Genomic DNA, 23726 nt, shown 5'->3' on the forward strand with positions numbered 1-23726 from the left:
TCAGAACTCGATGCCCGGCTGGGCCTTGATGCCCGCCTGGAAGGGATGCTTGACCAGGGTCATCTCGGTCACGAGGTCGGCGGCCTCGATCAGCTCCGGCTTGGCGGTGCGGCCGGTGACCAGCACGTGCAGGCCCTCGCGCCGCCCGGTCAGCACGGGAAGCACCTCCTCCACCGGCAGATACCCCATGCGCAGGACGATGTTCAGCTCGTCCAGCACGACGAGGCTGTACCGGGGGTCGGCCATCAGTTCCTGCGCCTTGGCCCAGGCGGCCTTGGCGGCGGCGATGTCGCGCTCGCGGTCCTGGGTCTCCCAGGTGAAGCCCTCACCCATCGTGAAGAAGTCCACGAGGTCGTCGAAGCGCTCCAGCGCCACCGTCTCGCCGGTGGACCAGGCGCCCTTGACGAACTGCACCACGCCCACCCGCATGCCGTGCCCGGCGGCGCGCAGGATCAGGCCGAAGGCGGCGGTGGACTTGCCCTTGCCGTTGCCGGTGTTGACCATCAGCAGGCCCTTCTCCTGCGTCTTGCTGGCCATCACCCGGTCGTGCAGCGCCTTGCGCCGCTTCATCTTCTCGGCGTGGCGGGCATTCTGGTCGGCATAGGTCTGGTCGGCGTCTTCGGTCATGGCGTCTCTCCCTTCAGCAGCAGCGGCAGCCCGGCGGCGACGAAGGCCACCCGCTGGGCCACGGCGGCGATGTCCTGATGCAGCCGCCCCGCATGGTCGCGGAATCGGCGGGCCAGCGCGTTGTCCGGCACGATGCCCAGCCCCACCTCGTTGGAGACCAGCACCACCCGTCCCTCCACCGCCGCCAGGGCGGCCAGCAGGTCGGCGGAGCGGTCGGGCACGTCGGCGTCGGCCATCATCAGGTTGGACAGCCACAGCGTCAGGCAGTCGACCAGCACGCCCGTCCCGGCGCCGGCGTGGCGGCGCAGCGCGCCGGGCAGGTCCAGAGGCTCCTCCACCGTCGTCCAGCCGGGGCCGCGGTCCTCCTTGTGGCGGGCGACGCGGTCGGCCATCTCGGAGTCCCAGATCTGGGCCGTGGCGATGTAGACCCGCGGGCCGGGCGATGCGGTCACCAGCCCCTCGGCGTAGCGGCTCTTGCCGGAGCGGGCGCCGCCCAGGACGAGGGTGATGTCGGTGCTCATGACGGTCGGGCCACCTTGACGCTTGCGAGATGGGCGCTTGCGCGGAACCGGATGGTTAGCGCAGTTGGCGCCCCGGCGCAAACCGCCATGCCGGTTGTCCTCCCCCGCCCCCTCCCGTACCATCCGCCCGCCACTTTTTCTCCCGAACGACCCCGGAGCCGCCGACCGTGACCGATACCGCCCGGCCCCGCCCGGCCCTGGCCCGCGCCGCCGCGTTCCTCCGCCGCCTCATCGGCAAGCTGTTCCGCCGCGGCGCGCCCGTCCCGCCGCCCCCGCCGAGACCGGTGCCGGTGACGGAGCCGATGGACTCCGGGGTCTTCACCGGCGACTCCGGCTCGCTCGCCTATCGGCTGTTCGTGCCGAAGGGGACGACGGGACCGCGCCCGCTGCTGGTCATGCTGCACGGCTGCACCCAGTCGCCGGAGGACTTCGCCGTCGGCACCCGCATGAACCGGCTGGCCGAGGAGGCCGGCTGCCTCGTCCTCTACCCGGAGCAGACCCCGGCGGCGAACGACAAGAAGTGCTGGAACTGGTTCAACCCCGACCACCAGCGCCGTGACCGCGGCGAACCGGCGCTGATCGCCGGAGCCACCCGGCAGGTCCTGGCGGAACAGGGGGCCGATCCGCAGCGCGTCTACGTCGCCGGAATTTCGGCGGGCGGCTCCGCCGCGATGGTTCTGGCGACGACCCATCCCGACCTGTTCGCCGCGGTGGGCGTCCATTCCGGCCTGCCCTACGGCTCGGCCAGCGGCGTTCCGTCCGCCCTGCTGGCCATGAAGGCCGGCTCCTCGCCCGGCCCGCGTCCGGCGGCCGGGGCTCCGGTGGTGCCGGCCATCGTCTTCCACGGCGACGCGGACAAGGTCGTGCACCCGCGCAACGGCGATCATGTGATGGCCCAGGTCACCGCCAACGCGGAGGGGCTGACCGCGACGACCGAGGACGGGCAGGCCCCCGGCGGGCGCGGCTTCACCCGCACCGTCCACAAGGACCGCGACGGAACGACGCTGTTCGAGCAGTGGACCGTCCACGGCAGCGGCCACGCCTGGTCCGGCGGCAGCCCGGACGGCACCTACACCGACCCGCAGGGGCCGGACGCCGCGCGGGAGATGCTGCGCTTCTTCCTGTCCCATCGGCGCGCCGAGTCCGCGACAAGCGCGTGAGCCCCGCTGTTACCACTTTTGCACAGCCGAATTCGCGCCGCCCGTGCCATAAACTTCTCCAGCACCCACCAATCCACCGATCCGGCCATGCGCGTCACCGCTCCCCGCTTCGCTGCCCTCGGCGCCCTCGCGCTGTGCCTGTCGGTGTCGCCGACGGCCCGGGCCGCCAACGTCTCCGCCGGGCAGGCCGAGGCGAAGGAGGCCGCGAAGTCGCTGGGCAACTGCACGCCCGCCAAGGTGGAGGTGATGAGCTACGTCACCGGCCGCTCCGGCCAGACCGTGTTCAAGGTGGGATGCACGGAGGACAAGGACACCTTCGTGCTGGTGCAGTGCCGGTCGCGAATCTGCACGCTGCTGCGCTGATTCACGGCTTTTTAATGAGGTGTGCCTGGAATCGGACTTGAACACGGGACGGGGTGCAAGGGGAATGAGGCTCGCTCAGTCAATCGCGATGGTGGCGCTGGCGGCCCTTCCGCTCGGCGCCTGCGGCGGGCCGATGATGGTCGCCAGCATCGGCGCCGATCTCGCCTCCGTCACCAGCACCAAGAAGACGCTCGGCGATCATGTGGTGTCCGCGGCGACCGGGCGCGACTGCTCGTCCGTGTCCTTCTCGGAAACCGGACAATATTGCCCGGAGAAGGTCTACGTCGACCGCTCCCGCGTCTATTGCTACAAGACGCTGGCCGACGTGGATTGCCACCACATCCCCGACCCGCACCGCAACGGCCACACCGCCCTGGCGAGCCCGCCGCCGGACATTCGCCCGGAACCGCGGCAGCCGGGCTGGATCGAACGGATGATGACCGCGGCGGAGCAATAAGCCCGGCGGAGCAAACCCCGGCGCCAAGCCTCAGCGCATCTTCTTCGCCACGAAGGCCTTGGCGAGGGTCATCATCGCTTTTTCATGGGTGACGCCGCCCTGCCCGCCCTTGCCGGCGGGCACCACCATGGTGGCGGACTTGACCGGAGCGGGTGAGCCGGCGCGACCGCGCGGCGCCGGTGCGTCCTCCCCGGGGTCGCGGCCGAGGCGGCTCAGCACGTCGGCCAGCGCCTCCTTGCTCAGCGCCGAATCCACGGAACCGCGGGACCGGCCCGGCTGCGCGGGGGCGGAGCGGCTGGGCGCCGACGGGCGGACGCCCCGCTCGATCGCCGCGGCGGCGATGGCCTTCAGGAAAGGCTGCGAAATGCCCAGCAGGAGCTGCGGGTCCTCGGCCGCCCAGGCCATCAGAAGCTTCTGCGCGGTCGCCCGGCTCCCCTTGGCCGCCACCAGCGCGTCGCGCACCTTGCCGTCCACATAGGAATTCGCCATCGCCACACGCCTCCGACCGCCGCGGACGCTTATCCGCGCAACAGGGCGACTCTCCGGCGGCAAGGGTTAACAAAGGGTTGCGGAAGCGGTTGCCCGGACGCGGCAGGACGCCCCACAGGCAGGGCGGTTGCGCGGCGGGGCGGGAATGGGGGATAGTAGGCCTATGCTGATCGAAACCTACGCCGACCTGATCTGCCCCTGGTGCTACATCGGAAAGCGGCGGCTTGCCCGCGCGCTGGCCGACCGGCCGCGTGTCCAGGTGGAACTGCGCTGGCAGCCCTTCCAGCTCAACCCGGACATGGCGCCGGGCGGCATGGAGCGCAGCGCCTATCTGGCGGCCAAGTTCGGCGGCACGGAGCGGGCGCGGCAGATCCATCTGGTGGTCGAGGAAACAGCGGAGCGCGACGGCCTGCCGCTGCGGCTGGACCGCATCCGGCGCACGCCCAACAGCTTCGATGGGCACCGGCTGATCCGCATCGCCGCCCGCCACGGGCTGGGCGACCGGATGGCCGACGCGCTGTTCCACGCCTATTTCGTGGACGGGCTGGACATCGGCGACCGCGACACGCTGGCCGCGACCGCCGCCGGTCTGGGCTTCGATTTCGCGGACATCAAGACCCTGCTGAACGGCGACGCGGAGACGTCGGCGGTCTTCAACGCCGACGCCACGGCGCGCCAGCTCGGCCTTCAGGCGGTGCCCTGCTATATCTTCAACCGGCGCTACGCGCTGTCCGGCGCGCAGGAGCCTGCCAGCTTCCTCCCGCTTCTCGACCTCGGGGTGGAGGAGCAGGAAGGCGTGACGGCGGCGGCCGATTGATGATCCGCGTAACCCCACGCATCAGCCTGGACGAGAGCGAGCTTCAGGAGAGCTTCATCCGCGCCTCCGGCCCCGGCGGCCAGCACGTCAACAAGACGGACAGCGCGGTGCAATTGCGCTTCGACGTGGCGGCCTCGCCGAACATCCCCGACGACGTGAAGGCCCGGCTGGTCCGGCTGGCCGGTTCGCGCATGACGGCGGCGGGCGTGCTGATCATCGTCGGCGACACCTACCGCAGCCAGCTTCGCAACCGCGAGGACGTTCGGGAGCGGTTGATCGACCTGATCCGCGACGCGACGGTGGTGCCGAAGAGCCGCCGCCCGACCAAGCCGACCCTCGGCTCCAAGAAGCGTCGCCTGGAGGCCAAGGGTCAGCGGTCCGACATCAAGCGTCTGCGCTCCGGCAAGCCGGAGGACTGACTCCGCTCAGTGCGGGGTCTTCTGGCGGCTGAGCGAGATCATGTTCCCGCCATACTGGAACTCCGGCAGGTTGGCGAACTGATCCTTGGTAAGCTGGGTCGCCACGAGGGCGTCCTGCTGCTGGTTGTAGCGGACGTTGTCGATGTCCAGCGCCACATTGCGGCCGCCGATGCCCATGATGCCGCCGGTGGAGACCACGAGCTGGCTTGGCCGGTTGCTGCGGTTGAACAGCACGTCCTCGACCTGCCCCACCTTCTGCCCATCATAGGCGACGACCGACTTGCCCAACATGGCCTGCGGCTCGATCCGCGAGGCGGTCTGGAGCGACTGCTCGGACATCGGGCGGGATGCCTGCTCGCTTCCCCCACCGAACCAGCTCGACGTCTCGGCGCAGCCCCCCAAAGCCAAAAGCGCGACCGCCGACAGGACCGGAACAGCAACCTTACGCATAGCCCCCTCCTTCTGACGAGATAACCACGCGGGTTTAAACAGGCCGTCGACCGCAATCGTCACGGTGTCTTGCGGCGATCGCGCCCAACGCGCCGGAACGCGCCGCGTCCAGCCGTGTTCTGCACTCTCTCAACTCTCCCCCGAGGCTCCGCAGATCATGGCCGAAGACACCGCCCGCCGGTTGCAGGCCCGCCCCATTCCGGTGCCGAAGGCCGCCCCGCCCGCCTCCACCCAGACGACCCTGCTGGTCATCGCGCTGGTGGTGGCGACCCTGTATCTGGGAAGCGACATCCTGGTCCCCATCGCGCTGGCGGTGCTGCTGACCTTCGTCCTGGCGCCCATCGTCAGCCGGCTGGAGCGGCTCCGTCTGGGCCGGGTGCCGTCGGTGCTGGCGGTGGTGGTGCTGGTCTTCGCGGGCATCGCCGGCTTCGGCATGGTGGTCGGCGGGCAGATAGCCGACCTTGCCAACAACCTGCCCAGCTACCAGCGCAACGTCCACGCCAAGCTGGATTCGCTGCGCTCCAGCGCGTCGTCGGCGGGCAGCGGCGGGGTGGTCCAGCAGGCGACCGAAGCCTTCCGCGACCTGAAGCAGGGGCTGGAGCAGGTGACCGGGGAAAACCCGCCCGCCGCCACGGCTCCGGCCAGCGCCCTGCCCGCCCCCGGCGCCGCGCGGGAGCCGGTGCCGGTGCGGATCGAGCAGGACGGCTCCGACGCCCTGACCATCATCAGCGACGTGCTGGGGCCGGCCATGGCCCCGGTCGCCACGGCGGGCATGGTGCTGGTCTTCACCATCTTCATGTTGCTGCAGCGCGAGGACCTGCGCGACCGGCTGATCCGGCTGGCCGGGTCCGGCGACCTCAGCCGCACGACGGAGGCGATGAACGACGCGGGCGAACGGGTCAGCCGCTACCTGCTGATGCAGTGCGTGGTCAACGTCACCTACGGCCTGCCCATCGGGATCGGGCTGTGGCTGCTCGGCGTGCCGAACCCGCTCTTGTGGGGGATGCTGGCGACGGTGCTGCGCTTCATCCCCTTCCTGGGACCGGCGATCGCCGCGGCCTTCCCGATCCTGCTGTCCTTCGCGGTCGATGCGGGATGGACCCTGCCGCTGCTTTGCATCGCCCTGTTCGTGGCGGTCGAGCTGTTCTCCAACAACGTGGTGGAGCCCTGGCTCTACGGCTCCGCCACCGGCCTGTCGTCGCTGGCGATCATCGTGGCGGCGGTGTTCTGGACCACGCTGTGGGGGCCGGTCGGGCTGCTGCTGGCGACTCCGCTGACCGTCTGCCTCGTCGTGTTGGGCCGGCACGTTCCACAGCTTCATTTCCTGGAGGTGATGCTGGGCGACCGTCCAGTCCTGCCCGACGAGGCCAAGCTGTACCAGCGCCTGCTCGCCCGCGACCCCATCGAGGCCATGGAGATCGCCGAGGAGAAGATGAGCAAGGGCGGGCTGGTCGAGGCCGGGCACGGCCTGCTCATCCCCGCCCTGTCGCTGGCCGAACAGGACCGCCAGCGCAACCGCCTGAACCCGGAGGGACGGCAGGCGGTGGCCGAGGGCATGGTCGCCCTGCTGGACGAGATGATGGAAGCCTCGCCGCCCGCCGCGGAGGACACGCCGCTGGTGCTGTGCATCGGCGCCCGCAATGACCTGGACGAGGCGGCGGCGGCGCTGCTCGGCCATCTGCTGCGCCCGCGCGGGCTGCGCGCCGACGTGCTCCCCTGCGAGAAGGTGTCCGTCCGCTCCATCGCCGCGCTGGCGCCGACCGGGGTGTCGGCGGTGGTCCTGTCCTACCTGAACCCGTCCGCCCTGTCGCACGCCCGCCGGTTGGTGCGCCGGTTGCGCCTGCATTTCGGGCCCAACGTGCCGATCCTGCTCTGCCTGTGGAGCGCCCACCCCGAGGCCGACGCACCAGAGCACGCCGTCGCCCAGACCTCGGCCGACCGCGTCGCCACCAGCCTGACCGGCGCCGTCACGCAGCTGGAGGAACTGAACGTGCTCGCCGCCGTCGAGGCGGAAAAGGCCCCGCAGGCGTGACGGTCAGGAGGAGGCCATGACGGTGCAGACGCGCTTCAGCGCGTCGGCCGCGCGCTCCACGTCCTCATCGCGCACCAGCACGTAATCGGTGTCGTAGGTGGACATGGCGAAGATCGGCACCCGCGCCTGGGCCAGCGGCACGGCGATGCGCGCCAGCACCCCGAACAACGAAAAGTCCAGCGGCCCTTCCACCTTGAAGGCGCGCCATCCCCGCTCCGCCGTCACGCCGTCCGGCACGCGGGACTCGCGGCAGAGGATCGACAGCTCCTCCCCCGTGCGGGTGGCGCTGACCAGCGGGTCGGTCCAGTCGAGCCAGCCGGGCATCCCGTCCCCCGGCGCCAGCCGCGCCACCGCCAGACGGTCGGGCAGGAGCGACAGGGTGAGCGGCTTGGTCTCCGGCAGCAGGGCGGCGTCCAACGTTGCGCGGTCCACCTCGAAGGGCTTGAGGATGCGCTTGGCTCTCGCCGCCAGCGACGGAATGCGGGAGCGCATGGCCCGGCCCAGCATGTCCGCCGCGACCGGGCGAAGCTCCGGATCGTCCGCCGCCAGATCGACCATGGCCTGAAGCGCGGCGCTCTGCACGATCCGGCTGGCCCGGTTCTCGAACCAGTCTTCCAGAAGCGCCACGGCGCGCCCGCGCTGCTCCTCCGTCAGGGTCAGGCGCGGCAGGACCGCCGCCAAGTGCCAGCGCACCTCCGCCTGCTCGATGGCCGCGGCGTCGGTCAGCAGCCGTTCCGCGAAGGCGTCCAGCGGACGGGCATCGCCGCGCGACACCCGCTCCAGCGCGTCGGCGGCGCGCATCCGCACCCCGGCGTCGCCGTCGAACAGGCAGGCGACCAGTTCCGGCAGCCGGGCGGGATCGGCGGCCACCGCCTCCGCCACCGTCGGAATGTCGCCGAAGGCCCGCCGGTCACCGCCAAGCGCCAGGGCCTTCGCCAGGCCCCCGTCCTTGGACCCGCTAACCTTGGGCCCATTATCCGTGCTCATCGCCTCAGCGCCGCCCGAAGGGACGCGAGGGGATGTTCCGCCCGAACTTCGATCCGGCCTTCAGCGCGCTGGGCCGCGGCGGCGGAGGGGGCGGCGGAGGCGGTGGCGCCTCGCCCTTCGGCACGGCGCCGCCACCGGCCATCTGGGCGAGATCGCTCATCAGCCGGTTGACGCCGCGCACCCGCTGGGCCTCGTCGGCCCATTCGCGGGTGTAGACCAGCTTGTGGTCGGGCCGCAGCTTCATCAGGCTCATCTGCTGGCTGATGTAGGTCAGCAGCTTGGCCGGCTCGGCGTAGCTGTTGTTGCGGAAGGTCAGCACGGCGCCCTTCGGCCCGGCGTCCACCCGCTCCACCCCCGCCTGACGGCAGAGCTGCTTGATGGTCACCACGTCGAGCAGGTTCTCCACCTCGCCCGGCAGCTTGCCGAAACGGTCGATCAGCTCCGCCGCGAAACCGTCGATCTCCGCCCGGTCCACCAGCTCGGCGATGCGACGGTAGAGCGACAGGCGCACCGTCAGGTCGGGAACATACTCCTCCGGGATCAGCACCGGGGTGCCGAGGTTGATCTGCGGGGTCCAGGGCTGGTCCTCCGCCCCGCTCGGCACCTGCCCGTCCATGTTGGCGCGGGCGTTGGCGACGGCTTCCTCCAGCATGTGCTGGTACAGCTCGACGCCGACCTCCTTGACGTGGCCCGACTGCTCCTCGCCCAGCAGGTTGCCGGCGCCGCGGATGTCCATGTCATGGCTGGCCAGCTGGAAGCCGGCGCCCAGGCTGTCCAGCGTCTCGATGACGTGCAGCCGCTGCTGCGCCGTGCCGGTCAGCGGCTTGTTCGGCGCGTAGGTGAGGTAGGCGTAGCCGCGCACCTTCGACCGGCCGACGCGCCCGCGGATCTGGTAGAGCTGGGCCAGACCGAACATGTCCGCCCGATGCACGATCAGCGTGTTGGCGTTGGGGATGTCGATGCCGCTCTCGATGATGTTGGTGGCGAGCAGCACCTCGAACTTGCCCTCGTCGAAGGCGGTCATCACCTCTTCCAGCTCGCTGGCCGGCATCTGGCCGTGGGCGGTGACGATCTTGACCTCGGGCACCAGTTCGCGCACCCGCTCGGCGACCTTGGGCAGGTCTTCGACGCGGGGGCAGACGTAGAAGGTCTGGCCGCCCCGGTAATGCTCGCGCAGGATGGCCTCGCGCACCACCACCGGGTCGTAGGGCAGCACGAAGGTGCGCACCGCCAGACGGTCCACCGGCGGGGTGGCGATCAGCGACAGCTCGCGCACGCCGGACAGCGCCATCTGGAGCGTGCGCGGGATTGGTGTGGCGGTCAGCGTCAGGACGTGCACGTCGGCGCGCAGCTCTTTCAGCCGCTCCTTCTGCTTCACGCCGAAATGCTGCTCCTCGTCGACGATGACCATGCCGAGCTGCTTGAACTGCACGCCCTTGCCGAGCAGCGCGTGGGTGCCGATCACGATGTCGGCGGTGCCCTCCGTCAACTCCTGCTTGACCTTGGTCTGCTCCTTGGCGGTGACCATGCGGGAGAGCTGGACGATGCGCAGCGGCAGCCCGGCGAAGCGGGTGGTGAAGGTCTTGAAATGCTGGCGCGCCAGCAGCGTGGTCGGCACCACCACGGCGACCTGCTGGCCGCTCATGGCGACGAGGAAGGCGGCGCGCAGCGCCACCTCCGTCTTGCCGAAACCGACGTCGCCGCAGACCAGCCGGTCCATGGGACGGCCCGAGCCGAGATCGGTGAAGACCTCCTCGATGGCCTTCAGCTGGTCGTCGGTCTCCGGATAGGGGAAGCGGGCGGCGAACTCCTGATAGACGCCCTCCGGCGTGTAGACCGGGTCGGCCTTCTTCAGCATGCGCTCGGCGGCGATCTTCAGCAGCGCCTCGGCCATGTCCTTCAGGCGCTTCTTGACGCGGGCCTTGCGGCCCTGCCAGCCGGCCCCGCCCAGCTTGTCGAGCTGCGCGTGCGCGTCCTCAGACCCGTAGCGGGTCAGCACCTCGATGTTCTCGACGGGGACGTAGAGCTTGTCGCCGCCCTCGTAGACCAGCCGCAGGCAGTCGTGGGGGGCGCCCGACACCTCCAGCGTCTCCAGCCCGTCGTAGCGCCCGATGCCGTGGTCCATGTGCACCACGAGGTCGCCGGAGGCCAGCGCCGTGTATTCGGCGATGAAGTTGGCGGCCTTGCGCTTCTTCTTCGCCGCCGGGCGGACGAGGCGGTCGCCGAGGATGTCCTGCTCGGTGATGACGGCCATGTCAGCGGAGGTGAAGCCGTGCTCCATTCCCAGCACGATCATGCCGATGATGTTGCGGTCGAAGCGGCGGACGTCCTCGATGCTCTCCGCCGGCTCGAGCCCCGGAATGCCGTGGTCGCCCAGCACCGTCATCAGACGGTCACGGGAACCCGCGGAATAGCCGGCCACCAGCACGCGCCGCCCGTCGGCCCGCAGGGCGCGGATGTGGTCCTTCACCGCCTCGAAGACGTTGACGTCGGGCCGCGCCCGCTCCTCGGCGAAGTCGTGGCCGCGGCGCCCACCGGCGTCCAGCGTGCCCTTGATGCCCGGCGGCGTGCCGAAGGGCTGGAGCTGCGCCACGGCGTGGGCGGCGAACAGGTCGTCCCAGGCCTGGGCGTCGAGGAACATCATGCCGACCGGCACCGGCTTGTAGACCGGCGAGCCCGTCCGCTTCTCGATGACGATCATGCTCTCGCGAGAGGCGTGGAAGTCCACCACCTGGGCGATGCGCGAATCGCGCGCCTCCGTCGCCTGATGGTCCAGCGAGAGGATGGCCTTGGGCATGTAGGCCAGCAGCGATTCCATCGTCTCGTGGAACAGCGGCAGCCAGTGTTCCATGCCGCCGTACTTGCGCCCGGCGCTGATCGCCTCGTAGAGCGGATCGTCGTCGGTGACCGCGCCGAACAGCTCCCGATAGCCGGAGCGGAAGCGGGCGATGCCGGCCTCGTCGAGGAAGACCTCCGACATCGGCTTAAGGTCGACGCCGTCGCGCTTGTCGGTGGTGCGCTGCGACATGGGGTCGAAGCTGCGCACGGCCTCCAACTCGTCGCCGAACAGGTCGAGGCGCAGCGGCTCGTCGGTGCCCGGCGGGAACAGGTCTATGATGCCGCCGCGCACGGCGAACTCGCCCGGCTCGCGCACCGTCTGGGCGCGGGTGTAGCCGTTGCCGGCCAGATAGCGTTGCAGCTTCTCCAGATCGATCCGGTCGCGCAAGCGTGCCGAGAACACCGCGTCGCGGAAGGCGGCGCGGGGCGGCACCTTCTGCACCATGGCATTGACGGTGGTCAGCACGACCAGCGGCGGCGCGTCCGCCTTGCGCGCCAGAAGGCGGGTCAGCGTGTCGATGCGCTTCGCCACGATGCCGCCGTTGGGCGACACCCGGTCGTAGGGCAGGCAGTCCCAGGCCGGGAACACCTGAACCTCCAGCGCCGGCGCGAAGAAGGCCAGCGCCTCCGCCAGCTGGGCGGCGCGGGTGTCGTCGAGCGCGACGTGGAGGAGTCCGGCGCTCCCCGCCCGCTTGGCGAGGTCGGCGAGGACGCGGGCGTCATGACCGGCGGGGGCGCCGCCGACCAGAAGGCGGCCGGAGCGTCCCGGCTGCAACTGTTCGAAGCTGGGCAAGGATCGGGCCTCAGGACCCCTGACGGGGCGTGTAGCGGAACTTGGTCAACAGCTGCATGACGTCGGTGTCATGCTCGGCGGGCAGCGGCTCGCGCCCGGCGTACCAGTTGTAGAGGTCGGGGTCGCTGAGTTCGAGCAGCGCCTCGTAACGGTCGAGCTGCGCGTGGTCGAAGTCCGGGACATGGGCGTCGGCGAAGCTGCCGATCAGCAGGTCCATCTCGCGCATGCCGCGGTGCCACGACCGGAAGCGCAGCCGCTTGCGCCGGTTTTCCAGGGATTCGCCGCTCTCGGACAGGGTGTTCTCGTCGCTCATGCCATCCACGCCAAAAAGCCCCGGCCCCGGAAGATAGGGGGCGGAGCGGTCCACATCCACCCCCGCATCCTGCACACCGGCACGCCCCCGCGCAAACCGAAATGCCGGACGGTCCCCCGGAAGGAGCTTGATTCAACGCGCCAGCCACGCCTCCAGCCCGTCGCGCAGGTCGGCCCCCGGCGCCAGCCGGGCGAAGCGCTCGGTCTCCACCGCCAGCCCCTCGCCGATGGTCATGTTCAGCCCGCGGGTCACCGCCCCCAGGATGCCGGACACCGCGGCCGGGGAATGCTGGACGATCCGCCCGGCCAGTTCGAAGGCGGCGGGCATCAGCGCCTCGTGGGGCACCACCTGATTGACCAGCCCCACCGCCAGAGCCGTCGCGGGCGGGAAGGTGTCGCCGGTCAGCAGCCATTCCAGCGCCCGCTTGCGCCCGGCGTTGCGGGGAAGCCGCTGCGTCCCGCCGAAGGTCGGCATCATGCCGAGCCTGATCTCCGCCTTGGAGAAGGTCGCCCGCTCGCTGGCGACGGCGAGGTGTGACGCCTCCAGAATCTCGCAGCCGCCGCCGTAGCAGATGCCGTTGACCGCGGCGATGATGGGCTTGGGGAAGGACTCGATCCGCGCGCACAGCGTCTGTCCGGGCCGGAAGGCGCGCACCGCCGCCTCCGGTCCCCGGCGGACGGCCGGAGTGAATTCCGCGATGTCGGCCCCGGCGGAGAAGGCCCGCTCCCCGGCGCCGGTGACGATGATCGCCCGCACCGCCGCGTCGGCCTCCAGCGCATCCAGCGTGTCGAGCATGGCGGCGGCCAGCGCCGTGCTGATGGCGTTCAGCTTGGCGGGGCGGTTCAGGGTGAGGGTGACGATTCCTCCGGCGGTGACGCACAGCACGGGGTTGGCGGGGTCGGCGTGTTTGGTCGTCAGGGGCATGGCACGGTCCTTTTGTCCTGCGTTTGGGATGCCCCACTGTCGAGCCCGAGCCACGCCCCTGACAAACGAGTACGCCGCGTTTTCGGGTGAGCAACGCTCACCTGAAAAGGGGACTCCGCCGCACGCCAAAGCGTCACCTTGACAGAATCGCGACAGTTGGTACACTGAACAGTCCCAGCCACTTTCGGTGGAGGTCGCCATGACCGACGGATCGATCGGACGCCCGGAACCCCTGGTCCGTTCGGCCGGCGTGGTGGAGCGCACCGGCGGCGCGACCGACCGCAGAAAACGGCGGCAAAATCGGCAGGACCTGCAACAGCAGGAGCGCGAGCAGCAGGAGCGCCGCGACCAGGACGAGGCCAACCACAAGCGGCGGCGCCTTTACGACCTGCTGTTCGACGAGATCGACGAGCTGGACACGCTGAACGCCGGCCAGCGGGCGCGCATCAAGCAGAATCTGCGCGCGCAGCTCGCGAACCGCCGTCCGCCGCCCCACCTCGCCCCCAACCTCGCCCAGCCGCCGCCGGCGGATGAGGACATCGAACGCATCGCGGCGGCGCTCCTTGAGAAGGCCGTCGCGGCCCATTCGGTCGATCACGACCACATCGTCGCCATGGCGGCGCCGACGCACCCGGCGCTTCCGCCGGGACAGACGGCGGAAAATGTGGCGCTCGCCAACCAGCTCCGCGATTGCCTGGAACAGCGGACGACGACATCGCGGCGCGTTGCCGTGTATCTGCGCCTTCTTCTGACGCTTGAGGGCGCCTTCCGCCCGCATCTTGTGGTGGACGCCTGACCACAGCCCATCGCGGCTGTGATGCGCGAATTCGGAGAAAGCCCCCTCCGATGCGCCACCCAGGATGGTTGGACCATGCGGCACAATGGCCCTGTTGTTTCTCCGGCGGAGTCCGGGCGCGTTCCCGCGCCGTTCCCGTCGCGGAAAACCCGCTCCCGCAGGGAGGTTCCCCCGTGCCCGACACCCATCTCGCCACGCACGCCCAGCCGTCCGGCGACGCCCTCCGCCAAACTCTCTCCACCCGTTTCCAGAAGGTCCGCGCCCGCACCGCCGAACTGGCGGCCCCCTTGTCGCCCGAGGATCTGATGGTCCAGTCGGTGGCCGACGGCGCCCCGGCCAAATGGCACCTCGCCCACACCACATGGCTGTTCGAAACCACCGTCCTGGTGCCCTGCAACCCCGGCTACCGTCCTTTCGACCCGGCTTTCCTGACGCTGTTCGCCGCGCGCGACGACCGCTTCGGCAGCCACCAGCTTCCCTCGCCCACCCTGCGCCTGCTCTCCCGGCCCAACGCGGCGGAGGTGATGCGCTACCGCGACCATGTGAACGCCGCGGTTCTGCACCTGCTGAACCAGGCCGACGAGGCGGAACTGCCGGAGATCGCCGACCGGGTGATCGTCGGCATCACGCACGAGCGGCGCCACCAGGAACGGCTGCTGACCCACATCAAGCACGCCTTCTGGAGCAACCCGCTGCGCCCCGCCTACGACCAGCCGCCGCAGAGCGTACCGGCTCCGCCGCAGCCCGAACGCTGGATCGAGCATGAGGGAGGCCTCGTCGAGATCGGGCGGACGGAGGCCTGGGCCGGATTCGACCATGAGGGGCCGCGCCACCGCGTCCATCTGGAGCCCTTCCGTCTCGCCGCCCTGCCGGTGTCCTGCGGTGCCTTCCGCGCGTTCATCGAGGACGGCGGATACGCCAAACGCTCGCTCTGGCTCGCCGACGGCTGGGAGGCGGTGCAGACCGAGGGATGGCAGGCCCCGCTCTATTGGGAATGGCGCGACGGCGCGTGGCAGATCTTCACGCTCTACGGCATGCGCCCGCTCGATCCCGCCGAGCCGGTCTGCCATGTCAGCTGGTTCGAGGCCGACGCCTTCGCCCGCTGGGCCGGCAAGCGCCTGCCCGAAGAGGCCGAATGGGAGGCCGTGGCGTCGCGCTGCGACAGCATGGGAAACCTGCTGGGCACCGGCCACCGCCATCCGCGCCCCAGCACCTGCCACGGCGACGGCCCCTGGCAATTGTTCGGCGACGTGTGGGAATGGACGCGCAGCCCCTTCACCCCCTACCCCGGCTACCGCCTGCCGGACGGGGTGGACGAGGCCGTCCACGGCCGGTTCATGATCAACCGCATGGTGCTGCGGGGCGGCAGCTGCGTCACCCCCTTCGACCACGCCAACCCCACCGCCCGGCATTACCTGCGGCCGGACTCCCGCCTGTCCTTCACCGGCCTGCGGCTGGCCGAGGATAGCTGAGATATTGGAATCGTTTTAAACGGTGGCGCTGCACCGCAGCAAGCTCTATAACCATAATTAAATTATGGCCTATGGAGCCCTTCATGTCCCTCGACCTGCCCCCGGTGTTCCGCCACCACGTCTTCTGTTGCTCCCAGCAGCGCCCGCCCGGCCACCCGCGCGGGAGCTGCGCGGCGAAGAACGCCCACCCGCTGTGGGAGCAGCTCGGCCAGCGCATCCAGGCCAAGGGGCTGCTGGACGTCGGCATGGCCTGGACCGGCTGCCTCGGCTTCTGCTCCGCCGGGCCACTGATGGTGGTCTATCCGGAGGGCCTGTGGTACCGCCCGGAAACGCCCGCCGACATCGACGAGATCGTCGACTCGCACCTCGTCAACAACACGCCGGTCGAACGGCTAGTGATGGTGCTGACTCGCTGAACACAAAAGCTGAACGCAGAAGCCCCTCCGCGGCGCGGCCGGCGGAGGGGCGTTCTTCGTGCGGACCGACGATGCTACTTGCGGAACAGGAACTCGCGGCCGACCTTCACGCGCTTCTCGCCGTCGTACTCGATGATGTCGGCGGTGGCGTAGGTCTCGGTCCAGCGCTCGGGCAGATAGCTGCCGGTGCCGATGATGTCGACGGGGGCGTTGGCCTCCGCCATCAGGCGGCACTTCGCCGGGCCGAAGCCGGAGCTGGCGACGATCTTCACCGCCGGGAATCCGGCCTCGTCCAGCTTCTCGCGCATGAAATGGATCGCCGCGGCCGACACGCCGGTGCCGATCAGGTAGCGGAGCTGCGTCTCGTCGCGGTAGCCGCGGATGGAATGGGGCGCGTGCCGCTCCAGCACGGCGTAGGAGCCCGGCGGGTCCAGCCCCTCCAGGAAGCGCCCGCCCGGCGTGTCGAGCCGCACCGCCAGCTTGCCTTGGGCGGCGAGGCCGGGGAAGCGGCGGCAGACCTCCAGCGCGTCGGTCACCTCGCGCCCGAAGTAATCGACCAGGACGGTCAGCGGCAGCTCGGGGAAGGTCTCGTGGAACATCTCTGCCGCCCGCACGGTCGAACCGGCATAGCCGATCAGCGCGTGCGGCATCGTCCCCATGCCCTTCTTCTGGCCGAAGAAATGGGCGGTGGCGTCGGTGGCGTTGCCGATGAAGCCCTTGGCGCCAACCTTGCGCTTCGCCCGGTCCGACCCGACCGAGGCGGCGTAGGCCATCATCTCCTCCATCTCCGTGCCGGCGCAGTGGCGCGCCTCCATGGCGAGGAAGGCGGTCTTCGGCAGGTCGGCGCACATGGTGAAGGCGTTGTAGGCGCCGACGCAGGCGGGGCCGAGCTTCTGCAGGATGATCGTCTCGGTGTCGACCAGATGGTAGAAGGAGCCGGTGATGTAGAGGATCGGCTCGCCCGCACCGACCCACTTTCCTTCCGGATAGTTCAGGACGATGTCGAGGTCGAACCCGCGCTCCCGCGCCACCGCCTCCAGCCATTCGATGGCGAGTCGCGGCGCGCAGACCACCGGGCGGCGCATGAAGATGGCGTAGGTGACCTTCTTGTCACCGAATTTCCCGACCGCCTCCTTGGTCCGCTTGAAATAGGTGTCGGTCCATTCGGTGATGGCCGACGCGGGCGGATGGTTGGCGGGCGCGTGACTGGCCGGCGGCTGGTTCCTGGTCTCGTCCATGGCGATGTCCTTGTCTTCCCGCTCTTGCCCTTCGCGACGGTCACGTCCGGAGGCCGCCCCCACCGCGGGAACGGCAATCCGATAGAGAAACCAGCATTATACGCCCCGGCCCTCCGGTGGAAGAGGCTTCATCCGCGACGGTCCACCGCCGCAAGCAACGGTGATTTACCGAAAATACGCTATGAAATCCGGCGCGTTTCAAACGCAAAGAAGATGAGAAGAAATGCGCAGTTCCTCGCTGTAATGCTCCGTCACCAAAAAGTATAAAATACCTGTATTTGACGCCTTCCCTTTATCCATCCACCATGCAGTCAAGAACAGGCGCCACACCCCTTCGGCGCCGGAAAAAGCGACGAGGTCGGCATGAGCCGGACAATCCGCCAGAACGCGCCGAACATTGCAGCGGCCCCCTCGACGCTGGATCGCCTGGGCCGCCGGGTGGTGGTCGGGCTTCTCTGCACCATGGCCGGGCTGGCCGCCGCGGGCACCGGCGGGGCCTTCCTGCTGAAGCCCGGCACGGCGCAGGCCGGGCGTGTGGTCGGGGACACGCTGCGCACCGCCGCCAACTACGCGCGGCTGCCGGCGATGATCTTCACGCTGAGCGACGGCGACCGGCTGCGTGAGCTGCGCGTCCGCGTGGTGCTCGACATGGAGCCGACCGCCCCGGTCAAGACGGTTGAAAGCTACGGGCCGCGCATCGCCAGCGCCATGACCAACGTGATGCTGGACACCGACCCCGGCGAACTGCGCGGGCGCAACGGCGCCTTCTACGTCAAGGACGCGGTGATGCGCACCGCCAGCAAGGAACTCGGCGCGATGAAGATCCGGCAGGTGCTGGTCCAGGAACTCGTCATGCGCTGACGGAAGGCCAGCCCGCCGCCCCGATCCGGCGCCTCGGCCAACGCTCGACAGGCGTGCCGGAATGGGGAACACTCCTGTCCCGTTCGGATCTTGGGATTGCAAGGAGACGGCCGTGGCCGAGTTCGATTTCGACCTGTTCACCATCGGTGCCGGCTCCGGCGGCGTCGCGGCCAGCCGGCGGGCCGCGTCCATGGGGGCCAAGGTCGCCATCTGCGAAGGCAGCCGGGTCGGCGGCACCTGCGTCATCCGCGGCTGCGTGCCGAAGAAGCTGCTGGTCTACGCCGCCCAGTTCCGCGACGCCTTCGAGGATTCCAGCGCCTATGGCTGGTCCACCACCATGCCGGCCTTCGACTGGGCGACGCTGATCGGGCGCAAGGACGCCGAGATCGACCGGCTGAACGGCATCTACATCAAGATGCTGGAGAACTCCGGCGTCACCCTGCACACCGGCTTCGGGCGGCTGATCGACCGCCACACGGTGGAGGTGGCGAACAAGCGCTACACCGCCAAGAACATCCTGGTCGCCACCGGCGGCTGGCCGGCCCTCCCCAAGATTCCGGGCATCGAGCACGCCGTCACCTCCAACGAGGCGCTGCAGCTCGGCACCCTGCCCCACTCCGTCATCATCCTGGGCGGCGGCTACATCGCCGTCGAGTTCGCCGGGATCTTCCGGGGCCTGGGCGCCGAGGTCACGATCATGATCCGCGGCGAGGAGCTGCTGAACGGCTTCGACGACGACATCCGCGTCGCGCTGGCCCAGGAGATGCGCAAGCGCGGCATCACCATCCTCACCCGCACCCAGCCGGTGAAGGTGGAGGAAGGCCCCGGCGGCTTCACCGTCACCGACCAGTTGGGGCGGGAGCATTCCGCCGGCCTCGTCATGGCGGCGACCGGGCGCCGGCCGAACACGCGCGACCTCGGGCTGGAGGCCGCCGGCGTCGCGCTGGACGACGCCGGGGCGATCCGGGTGGACGAGTATTCGCGCACCAGCGTGGACAACATCTTCGCCGTCGGCGACGTGACCGACCGCATGGCCCTGACCCCCGTCGCCATCGCCGAGGGGCGCGCCTTCGTGGAGACGCTGTTCAACGACAACCCGACCAGCATCAGCTACGCCAACATCCCGACCGCCGTCTTCTCCATCCCGCCGCTCGGCACCGTCGGCCTGACCGAGGCGGAGGCGCGGGCGAAATTCGCAACGGTGGACATCTACAAGGCCGGCTTCCGCCCGATGAAGCACACCATGTCGGGCCGCGACGAGCGCGTCCTGATGAAGCTGGTCGTGGACGGCGAGAGCCAGCGCGTGCTCGGCTGCCACATGATGGGCATGGACGCGCCGGAGATCGTCCAGGGGCTGGGCATCGCCCTGAACTGCGGCGCCACAAAGAGAGATTTCGACCGCACCATCGCCCTCCATCCGTCTACCGCGGAGGAGTTCGTCCTGATGCGCGAGAAGGTGTCCTGACGATCGGACATAAAACCAAAGGTCAGGAGCCCGATTTCCTGGAACGCTTCTAATAAGCCTGTGTTGAGGGCACACGACGATGGCGGCGGTGATAGGGGGTGCTCCAGCACCCCCGCGGAACCCGCCGCCTTCCATCCTTCATCAAGGCTCCCGGAGGGCTCCTACGCATGTTCATGCACAACAAGAACCTGATGTACACCGTCCGCGTCGCCGAACCGGACCCGAAGCTGGCCAGCCTGATGCTGGAACAGTTCGGCGGACCCCAGGGCGAGTTGGCGGCGGCCCTGCGCTACTTCACGCAGGGGCTGGCCGACGAGGACCCGGGCCGCAAGGACATGCTGATCGACATCGCGACCGAGGAACTGAGCCATCTGGAGATCATCGGCAGCATCGTCGCCATGCTGACCAAGGGCGTGAAGGGCAAGCTGGCCGAGGGCGCCGAGGAAGTCACCGACCTCTACGCCGACATTGCCAAGGGCAACGGCAGCCACACGCTGGCCCTGCTCTACGGCGGCGGCCCGGCGCTGACCAACTCCGCGGGGCAGCTCTGGAACGCCGGCTACATCGACAGCATCGGCGAGCCGACCGCCGACCTGCGCTCCAACATCGCCGCGGAATCGCGGGCCAAGATCATCTACGAGCGCCTCATCAACATCACCCCGGACCCGGGCGTCAAGGACGCGCTGACCTTCCTGATGACTCGTGAGGTGGCGCACCAGAAGATGTTCGAGAAGGCGCTCTACTCGATCGACAACAACTTCCCGCCGGGCAAGCTGCCGGGCAACCCCGAATACACCGACAAGTACTACAACATGAGCCAGGGCGACGGCGAAATGCGCGGCCCGTGGAACCAGGGCGAGCAGTGGGAGTTCGTGAATGTCACCCCCGACCAGGGCCCGGTCAGCGGCGGCGACGGCAACCCCTCGGTCCGGCTGGCGGCCGAAGAGATGAAGGCCGTCAACGAGGCCGCCAAGCGCACCATGTCGCGCACCGACGTGAACCCGGTGACGGGTGCCGACCTCGGCGCCGGCCCCGGTTCCGGCAAGATGACCCCGGTGAAGTAACGTACCGATCCCCCCTCTCCCCCCTGGGGAGAGGGCTGGGGTGAGGGGGCGCCCGCCAGGGCGTCCACGCTCTGCAATGAGACGACGTGATCGGCCTCACGGCCGCCCCCTCATCCTGACCTTCTCCCCGGGGGGAGAAGGAATCAGGCCTTCACCACCGCCTCGTCCCGCCTTGGCCGCGTCATCAGCCAAAGCAGAACCAGCAGCCCGGGCACCGCCCCGCCGGTGGACAGCAGGAAGAAGCTGCTCCAGTCCATCCGCTCGGCCAGCCAGCCCGACGAGGCACCGAACAGGTCCCCGCCCAGCTTGTAGAAGCTGCTGAGCAGCGCGTATTGCGTGGCCGTGTAGGCTGTGTTGCACAGGCTGGACAGATAGGCGACGAAGGCCGCCGTCGCGATGCCGCCGCAGACATTCTCCAGCGCCACCGTCACCGCCAGCGCCGACACGTCGTGCCCGACCTGCGCCAGCATGACGTAGCCGAGGTTGGACAGCATCTGCATCAGCCCGCCGACCAGCAGACCGCGCAGCACGCCAACACGCCCGACGAGCACGCCGCCGATCAGCCCGCCGATGATCGTCGCCCACAGGCCGAACAGCTTGGTGACGTTGGCGATCTCCGTCTTTTCGAAGCCGAGATCGACGTAGAAGGGCGCCGACATCACCCCCGCCAGCACGTCCCCCAGCTTGTAGCAGGCGATGAACAGCAGGACCGCCGCCCAGGCCGGGCGCGTCATGAACTCCACGAAGGGCGCCACGACGGCGCCGTACACCCAGGCCAGCAGGTCCGCCTTCCAGCCGGTCAGATGCGGGCGCGCGGCCAGCCAGTCGGCCACATGCTGCTCCCGCGCCTTCGACTCCGCGGTGTCCGCGACCTTCGGCTCGCGGTTCAGCAGGATTGTCACCATGCCGACCGCGACCAGCCCGGCCATGACGTAGTAGGCGATGTGCCAGCCGAAGAACTCCGCGAGGTACAGCGCCCCCGCCCCCGCCGCCAGCATGCCGAAGCGGTAGCCGAGCACGAGGATGGCCGCACCGGCGGCCTGCTGGTGCTCCTCCAGCACCTCGACGCGGTAGGCGTCGACCACGATGTCCTGGCTGGCCGAGAAGAAGGCCACCACCACGGCCAGCATGGCGGTCCACCACAGGTCGGTGACCGGGTTGGTGCTGCCCAGCCCGATCAGGGCCGCCATCAGCCCGGCCTGCGCCACCAGGGCCCAGCCGCGCCGCCGCCCGAACAGCCGCGTCATCACCGGCAGGCGCAGCCGGTCGATCAGCGGCGCCCAGACGAACTTCAGCGCGTAGGGCATGGTGACCAGCGCGAACAGGCCGATGGCCGTCTTGCTGATGCCGCCCTCGCGCAGCCAGACCGACAGGGTGGACCCGGTCAGCGCCAGCGGCAGCCCTTCGGAAAAGCCGAGGAACAGAATGGCCAGAACGCGCCGGTCAAGATAGACGGAGGCCGCCTGACCCCAGGAGGATGGTTTCACCCGCTCAACCCTTCCGCACACCTGCGTAACCGTCTGTATAGGCCCAGGCCGGACGCCCCGGCCAGCGCGCTTTTTCGGGCGCCGCGCCGCATCATCCATTGCGGAAGTTGCGGTCGAAACTATGGAAAAATTTCCCGGCGAACGCTATACAGAGTACCCCTCCGGCCGTCATCCGGCCGGCTGGAGGAACCCTTAGCACAAGGAAAGAGCGGGCGTCATGGTTGAGCGTTGGTCCCCCGACAGTTGGAGGTCGAAGCCGGCGAAGCAGCTTCCGACCTATCCGGACCCGTCCAAGGTCGAAGCGGTGGAGCAGCGCCTGTCCTCCTATCCCCCGCTCGTCTTCGCCGGCGAGGCGCGCCGGCTGAAGGACAGCCTTGCCGCCGCCGCCGCCGGCAACGCCTTCCTGCTGCAGGGCGGCGACTGCGCGGAGAGTTTCGCGGAGTTCCACCCGAACAACATCCGCGACACCTTCCGCGTCCTGCTGCAGATGGCCGTCGTGCTGACCTTCGGCGCCGCCATCCCGGTGGTCAAGGTGGGCCGCATGGCCGGGCAGTTCGCCAAGCCGCGCTCCGCCGACACCGAGGTGCTGGAGGGGGTCGAGCTTCCGTCCTACCGTGGCGACATCATCAACGGCTTCGACTTCACGCCGGACGCCCGCGTTCCCGACCCGGAGCGCATGATGCAGGCCTACACCCAGGCCGCCGCCACGCTGAACCTGCTGCGCGCCTTCTCACAGGGCGGCTACGCCGACTTGCACAAGGTGCACCAGTGGACGCTGGGCTTCGTCGAGCGCTCCCCCGCCGGTGAGCAGTTCCGCGAGATCGCCAACCGGCTGGACGAGACGCTGGGCTTCATGGCGGCCTGCGGCATCACCGCCCAGACCACTCCGCAGATCCGCGAGACCGAGTTCTTCACCAGCCACGAGGCGCTCCTGCTGCCGTTCGAGCAGGCGATGACCCGCGTCGACAGCACCACCGGCGACTGGTACGACGTGTCGGCCCACATGCTGTGGATCGGCGACCGCACCCGCCAGCCGGACGGCGCCCACGTCGAGTTCCTGCGCGGCGTGAAAAACCCGATCGGCCTGAAGTGCGGCCCGACGACCGACCCGGACGAGCTGATCCGCCTGATCGACCTGCTCAACCCGACCAACGAGCCGGGCCGCCTGACCCTGATCGTCCGCATGGGCGCCGACAAGGTGGCGGAGAAGTTCCCGCCCCTGCTGCGCAAGGTGCAGCGCGAGGGCCGCGTCGTCGTCTGGTCCAGCGACCCGATGCACGGCAACACCGTCAAGTCCTCCAGCGGCTACAAGACCCGCCCGGTGGAGAAGGTGCTGTCGGAGGCGCGCGACTTCTTCGCGGTGCACGAGGCCGAGGGCACCCACGCCGGCGGCGTCCATTTCGAGCTGACCGGCCAGGACGTGACGGAGTGCACGGGCGGCGCCCAGGCGATCACCGACCACAAGCTGGCGCTGCGCTACCACACCGCCTGCGACCCGCGGCTGAACGCCAGCCAGGCGCTGGAGCTGGCCTTCCTGCTGGCCGAAGAGCTGAAGCGCGCCCGCCTGAAGCGCGACGCCGACCGCCGCGCGGCGGCGGAGTAAGGCGTTTTCCTGGGGACACTGCTGCCCCCACCCCGGCCCTCCCCCGCTTTCGCAGGGGAGGGTGCCTTCTGCGAAGCGGCGTCCGTTCCCTCCCCTGCGAAGCGGGGGAGGGTTAGGGAGGGGGCAAGCGGTTC

General features: G+C 69.6%; 23 protein-coding genes. 13 read left to right on the plus strand and 10 right to left on the minus strand.

The window, feature by feature from the left end; all coding sequences use genetic code 11:
* Both cobO and cobU read right to left on the minus strand, forming a co-directional pair.
* A complete protein-coding gene (cobO, locus tag D3869_RS01940) occupies positions 1–627 on the minus strand; it encodes a cob(I)yrinic acid a,c-diamide adenosyltransferase (RefSeq protein ID WP_137138731.1) in 627 nt (208 codons plus the stop codon).
* Positions 624–1148, minus strand: a complete 525-nt coding sequence (gene cobU, locus D3869_RS01945; RefSeq protein ID WP_137138732.1) for a bifunctional adenosylcobinamide kinase/adenosylcobinamide-phosphate guanylyltransferase — start codon at positions 1146–1148, stop codon at positions 624–626. Before cobU ends, cobO begins: the two co-directional genes overlap by 4 nt.
* A 167-nt stretch (positions 1149–1315) precedes the next feature.
* Here cobU and D3869_RS01950 point away from each other — a divergent pair, with 167 nt between their 5' ends.
* The 3 genes from D3869_RS01950 to D3869_RS01960 all read left to right on the plus strand — a co-directional run bounded on the left by D3869_RS01950 (position 1316) and on the right by D3869_RS01960 (position 3128).
* Entirely contained in the window at positions 1316–2308 is a 993-nt protein-coding gene (locus D3869_RS01950) for an extracellular catalytic domain type 1 short-chain-length polyhydroxyalkanoate depolymerase (RefSeq protein ID WP_247895686.1), read from the plus strand.
* A gap of 87 nt (positions 2309–2395) precedes the next feature.
* The gene (locus tag D3869_RS01955; RefSeq protein WP_137138733.1) at positions 2396–2671 is read left to right on the plus strand and encodes a hypothetical protein; all 276 of its coding nucleotides are present in this window, start codon (positions 2396–2398) and stop codon (positions 2669–2671) included.
* A 64-nt stretch (positions 2672–2735) separates the two neighbouring features.
* Complete coding sequence (locus tag D3869_RS01960) at positions 2736–3128, plus strand: hypothetical protein (protein ID WP_137138734.1); 393 nt, start codon at positions 2736–2738, stop codon at positions 3126–3128.
* Between the two features lie 30 nt (positions 3129–3158).
* On the opposite strand, the gene D3869_RS01965 is transcribed toward D3869_RS01960, so the two are convergent.
* Positions 3159–3617 carry a hypothetical protein gene (locus D3869_RS01965; RefSeq protein ID WP_137138735.1) on the minus strand — a complete coding sequence of 153 codons (459 nt, stop codon included), beginning with the start codon at positions 3615–3617 and terminating at the stop codon, positions 3159–3161.
* Positions 3618–3780: 163 nt separating this feature from the next.
* Between D3869_RS01965 and D3869_RS01970 the strand changes: the two genes are divergently transcribed.
* Together D3869_RS01970 and arfB are read left to right on the plus strand one after the other, a co-directional pair.
* Positions 3781–4434: a DsbA family oxidoreductase gene (locus D3869_RS01970; protein ID WP_137138736.1), complete on the plus strand. Its 654-nt coding sequence runs from the start codon at positions 3781–3783 to the stop codon at positions 4432–4434.
* Positions 4434–4853, plus strand: coding sequence for an alternative ribosome rescue aminoacyl-tRNA hydrolase ArfB (gene arfB, locus D3869_RS01975; RefSeq protein WP_014240675.1), 420 nt, complete (start codon positions 4434–4436; stop codon positions 4851–4853). Before D3869_RS01970 ends, arfB begins: the two co-directional genes overlap by 1 nt.
* A gap of 6 nt (positions 4854–4859) precedes the next feature.
* Here arfB and D3869_RS01980 read toward each other — a convergent pair whose 3' ends face one another.
* Positions 4860–5303, minus strand: coding sequence for a PRC-barrel domain-containing protein (locus D3869_RS01980; protein ID WP_137114605.1), 444 nt, complete (start codon positions 5301–5303; stop codon positions 4860–4862).
* A 157-nt stretch (positions 5304–5460) separates the two neighbouring features.
* Between D3869_RS01980 and D3869_RS01985 the strand changes: the two genes are divergently transcribed.
* On the plus strand, positions 5461–7335 hold the full coding sequence (locus tag D3869_RS01985; protein ID WP_137138737.1) for an AI-2E family transporter: 1875 nt from the start codon (positions 5461–5463) through the stop codon (positions 7333–7335).
* A gap of 3 nt (positions 7336–7338) precedes the next feature.
* On the opposite strand, the gene D3869_RS33405 is transcribed toward D3869_RS01985, so the two are convergent.
* The 4 genes from D3869_RS33405 to D3869_RS02005 all read right to left on the minus strand — a co-directional run bounded on the left by D3869_RS33405 (position 7339) and on the right by D3869_RS02005 (position 13190).
* Positions 7339–8322, minus strand: a complete 984-nt coding sequence (locus D3869_RS33405) for an ACT domain-containing protein (protein ID WP_137138738.1) — start codon at positions 8320–8322, stop codon at positions 7339–7341.
* Positions 8323–8326: 4 nt separating this feature from the next.
* Entirely contained in the window at positions 8327–11953 is a 3627-nt protein-coding gene (mfd, locus tag D3869_RS01995) for a transcription-repair coupling factor (protein WP_137138739.1), read from the minus strand.
* A gap of 10 nt (positions 11954–11963) precedes the next feature.
* A complete protein-coding gene (locus tag D3869_RS02000) occupies positions 11964–12266 on the minus strand; it encodes a succinate dehydrogenase assembly factor 2 (RefSeq protein WP_038530795.1) in 303 nt (100 codons plus the stop codon).
* 132 nt (positions 12267–12398) lie between these two features.
* Positions 12399–13190, minus strand: a complete 792-nt coding sequence (locus tag D3869_RS02005) for a crotonase/enoyl-CoA hydratase family protein (protein WP_137138740.1) — start codon at positions 13188–13190, stop codon at positions 12399–12401.
* 199 nt (positions 13191–13389) lie between these two features.
* Between D3869_RS02005 and D3869_RS02010 the strand changes: the two genes are divergently transcribed.
* From D3869_RS02010 to D3869_RS02020, 3 genes are all read left to right on the plus strand, one after another.
* Positions 13390–13986 (plus strand): hypothetical protein, encoded by a 597-nt coding sequence (locus D3869_RS02010; RefSeq protein WP_137138741.1) that lies wholly within the window; start codon positions 13390–13392, stop codon positions 13984–13986.
* 173 nt (positions 13987–14159) lie between these two features.
* A complete protein-coding gene (gene egtB, locus D3869_RS02015; protein WP_137138742.1) occupies positions 14160–15458 on the plus strand; it encodes an ergothioneine biosynthesis protein EgtB in 1299 nt (432 codons plus the stop codon).
* 83 nt (positions 15459–15541) lie between these two features.
* The gene (locus D3869_RS02020; RefSeq protein WP_137138743.1) at positions 15542–15874 is read left to right on the plus strand and encodes a (2Fe-2S) ferredoxin domain-containing protein; all 333 of its coding nucleotides are present in this window, start codon (positions 15542–15544) and stop codon (positions 15872–15874) included.
* Positions 15875–15948: 74 nt separating this feature from the next.
* Here D3869_RS02020 and D3869_RS02025 read toward each other — a convergent pair whose 3' ends face one another.
* The gene (locus D3869_RS02025; RefSeq protein ID WP_137138744.1) at positions 15949–17112 is read right to left on the minus strand and encodes a nicotinate phosphoribosyltransferase; all 1164 of its coding nucleotides are present in this window, start codon (positions 17110–17112) and stop codon (positions 15949–15951) included.
* Positions 17113–17475: 363 nt separating this feature from the next.
* Here D3869_RS02025 and D3869_RS02030 point away from each other — a divergent pair, with 363 nt between their 5' ends.
* From D3869_RS02030 to D3869_RS02040, 3 genes are all read left to right on the plus strand, one after another.
* Complete coding sequence (locus tag D3869_RS02030; protein WP_137138745.1) at positions 17476–17973, plus strand: flagellar basal body-associated FliL family protein; 498 nt, start codon at positions 17476–17478, stop codon at positions 17971–17973.
* 112 nt (positions 17974–18085) lie between these two features.
* Positions 18086–19438 (plus strand): glutathione-disulfide reductase, encoded by a 1353-nt coding sequence (gene gor, locus D3869_RS02035; RefSeq protein WP_137138746.1) that lies wholly within the window; start codon positions 18086–18088, stop codon positions 19436–19438.
* 167 nt (positions 19439–19605) lie between these two features.
* A complete protein-coding gene (locus D3869_RS02040) occupies positions 19606–20502 on the plus strand; it encodes a manganese catalase family protein (protein WP_137138747.1) in 897 nt (298 codons plus the stop codon).
* A 143-nt stretch (positions 20503–20645) separates the two neighbouring features.
* Here the strand turns inward: D3869_RS02040 and D3869_RS02045 are convergent, their stop codons facing one another.
* On the minus strand, positions 20646–21989 hold the full coding sequence (locus tag D3869_RS02045) for an AmpG family muropeptide MFS transporter (RefSeq protein ID WP_137138748.1): 1344 nt from the start codon (positions 21987–21989) through the stop codon (positions 20646–20648).
* A gap of 217 nt (positions 21990–22206) precedes the next feature.
* On the opposite strand from D3869_RS02045, the gene D3869_RS02050 reads away from it, so the two are divergent.
* Complete coding sequence (locus tag D3869_RS02050) at positions 22207–23592, plus strand: class II 3-deoxy-7-phosphoheptulonate synthase (protein WP_137138749.1); 1386 nt, start codon at positions 22207–22209, stop codon at positions 23590–23592.
* Positions 23593–23726: the final 134 nt, after the last annotated feature.

It is taken from the genome of Azospirillum brasilense (genome assembly GCF_005222205.1).
GTDB lineage: Bacteria > Pseudomonadota > Alphaproteobacteria > Azospirillales > Azospirillaceae > Azospirillum > Azospirillum brasilense_G.

What these genes read in the sequence shown, in the direction of transcription:
- cobO (WP_137138731.1), bottom strand. Translation starts at nt 627, where the DNA reads ATGACCGAAGACGCCGACCAGACCTATGCCGACCAGAATGCCCGCCAC.
- cobU (WP_137138732.1), bottom strand. Translation starts at nt 1,148, where the DNA reads ATGAGCACCGACATCACCCTCGTCCTGGGCGGCGCCCGCTCCGGCAAG.
- D3869_RS01955 (WP_137138733.1), top strand. Translation starts at nt 2,396, where the DNA reads ATGCGCGTCACCGCTCCCCGCTTCGCTGCCCTCGGCGCCCTCGCGCTG.
- D3869_RS01960 (WP_137138734.1), top strand. Translation starts at nt 2,736, where the DNA reads ATGAGGCTCGCTCAGTCAATCGCGATGGTGGCGCTGGCGGCCCTTCCG.
- D3869_RS01965 (WP_137138735.1), bottom strand. Translation starts at nt 3,617, where the DNA reads ATGGCGAATTCCTATGTGGACGGCAAGGTGCGCGACGCGCTGGTGGCG.
- D3869_RS01970 (WP_137138736.1), top strand. Translation starts at nt 3,781, where the DNA reads ATGCTGATCGAAACCTACGCCGACCTGATCTGCCCCTGGTGCTACATC.
- arfB (WP_014240675.1), top strand. Translation starts at nt 4,434, where the DNA reads ATGATCCGCGTAACCCCACGCATCAGCCTGGACGAGAGCGAGCTTCAG.
- D3869_RS01980 (WP_137114605.1), bottom strand. Translation starts at nt 5,303, where the DNA reads ATGCGTAAGGTTGCTGTTCCGGTCCTGTCGGCGGTCGCGCTTTTGGCT.
- D3869_RS01985 (WP_137138737.1), top strand. Translation starts at nt 5,461, where the DNA reads ATGGCCGAAGACACCGCCCGCCGGTTGCAGGCCCGCCCCATTCCGGTG.
- D3869_RS33405 (WP_137138738.1), bottom strand. Translation starts at nt 8,322, where the DNA reads ATGAGCACGGATAATGGGCCCAAGGTTAGCGGGTCCAAGGACGGGGGC.
- D3869_RS02000 (WP_038530795.1), bottom strand. Translation starts at nt 12,266, where the DNA reads ATGAGCGACGAGAACACCCTGTCCGAGAGCGGCGAATCCCTGGAAAAC.
- D3869_RS02005 (WP_137138740.1), bottom strand. Translation starts at nt 13,190, where the DNA reads ATGCCCCTGACGACCAAACACGCCGACCCCGCCAACCCCGTGCTGTGC.
- D3869_RS02010 (WP_137138741.1), top strand. Translation starts at nt 13,390, where the DNA reads ATGACCGACGGATCGATCGGACGCCCGGAACCCCTGGTCCGTTCGGCC.
- D3869_RS02020 (WP_137138743.1), top strand. Translation starts at nt 15,542, where the DNA reads ATGTCCCTCGACCTGCCCCCGGTGTTCCGCCACCACGTCTTCTGTTGC.
- D3869_RS02025 (WP_137138744.1), bottom strand. Translation starts at nt 17,112, where the DNA reads ATGGACGAGACCAGGAACCAGCCGCCGGCCAGTCACGCGCCCGCCAAC.
- D3869_RS02030 (WP_137138745.1), top strand. Translation starts at nt 17,476, where the DNA reads ATGAGCCGGACAATCCGCCAGAACGCGCCGAACATTGCAGCGGCCCCC.
- D3869_RS02040 (WP_137138747.1), top strand. Translation starts at nt 19,606, where the DNA reads ATGTTCATGCACAACAAGAACCTGATGTACACCGTCCGCGTCGCCGAA.
- D3869_RS02050 (WP_137138749.1), top strand. Translation starts at nt 22,207, where the DNA reads ATGGTTGAGCGTTGGTCCCCCGACAGTTGGAGGTCGAAGCCGGCGAAG.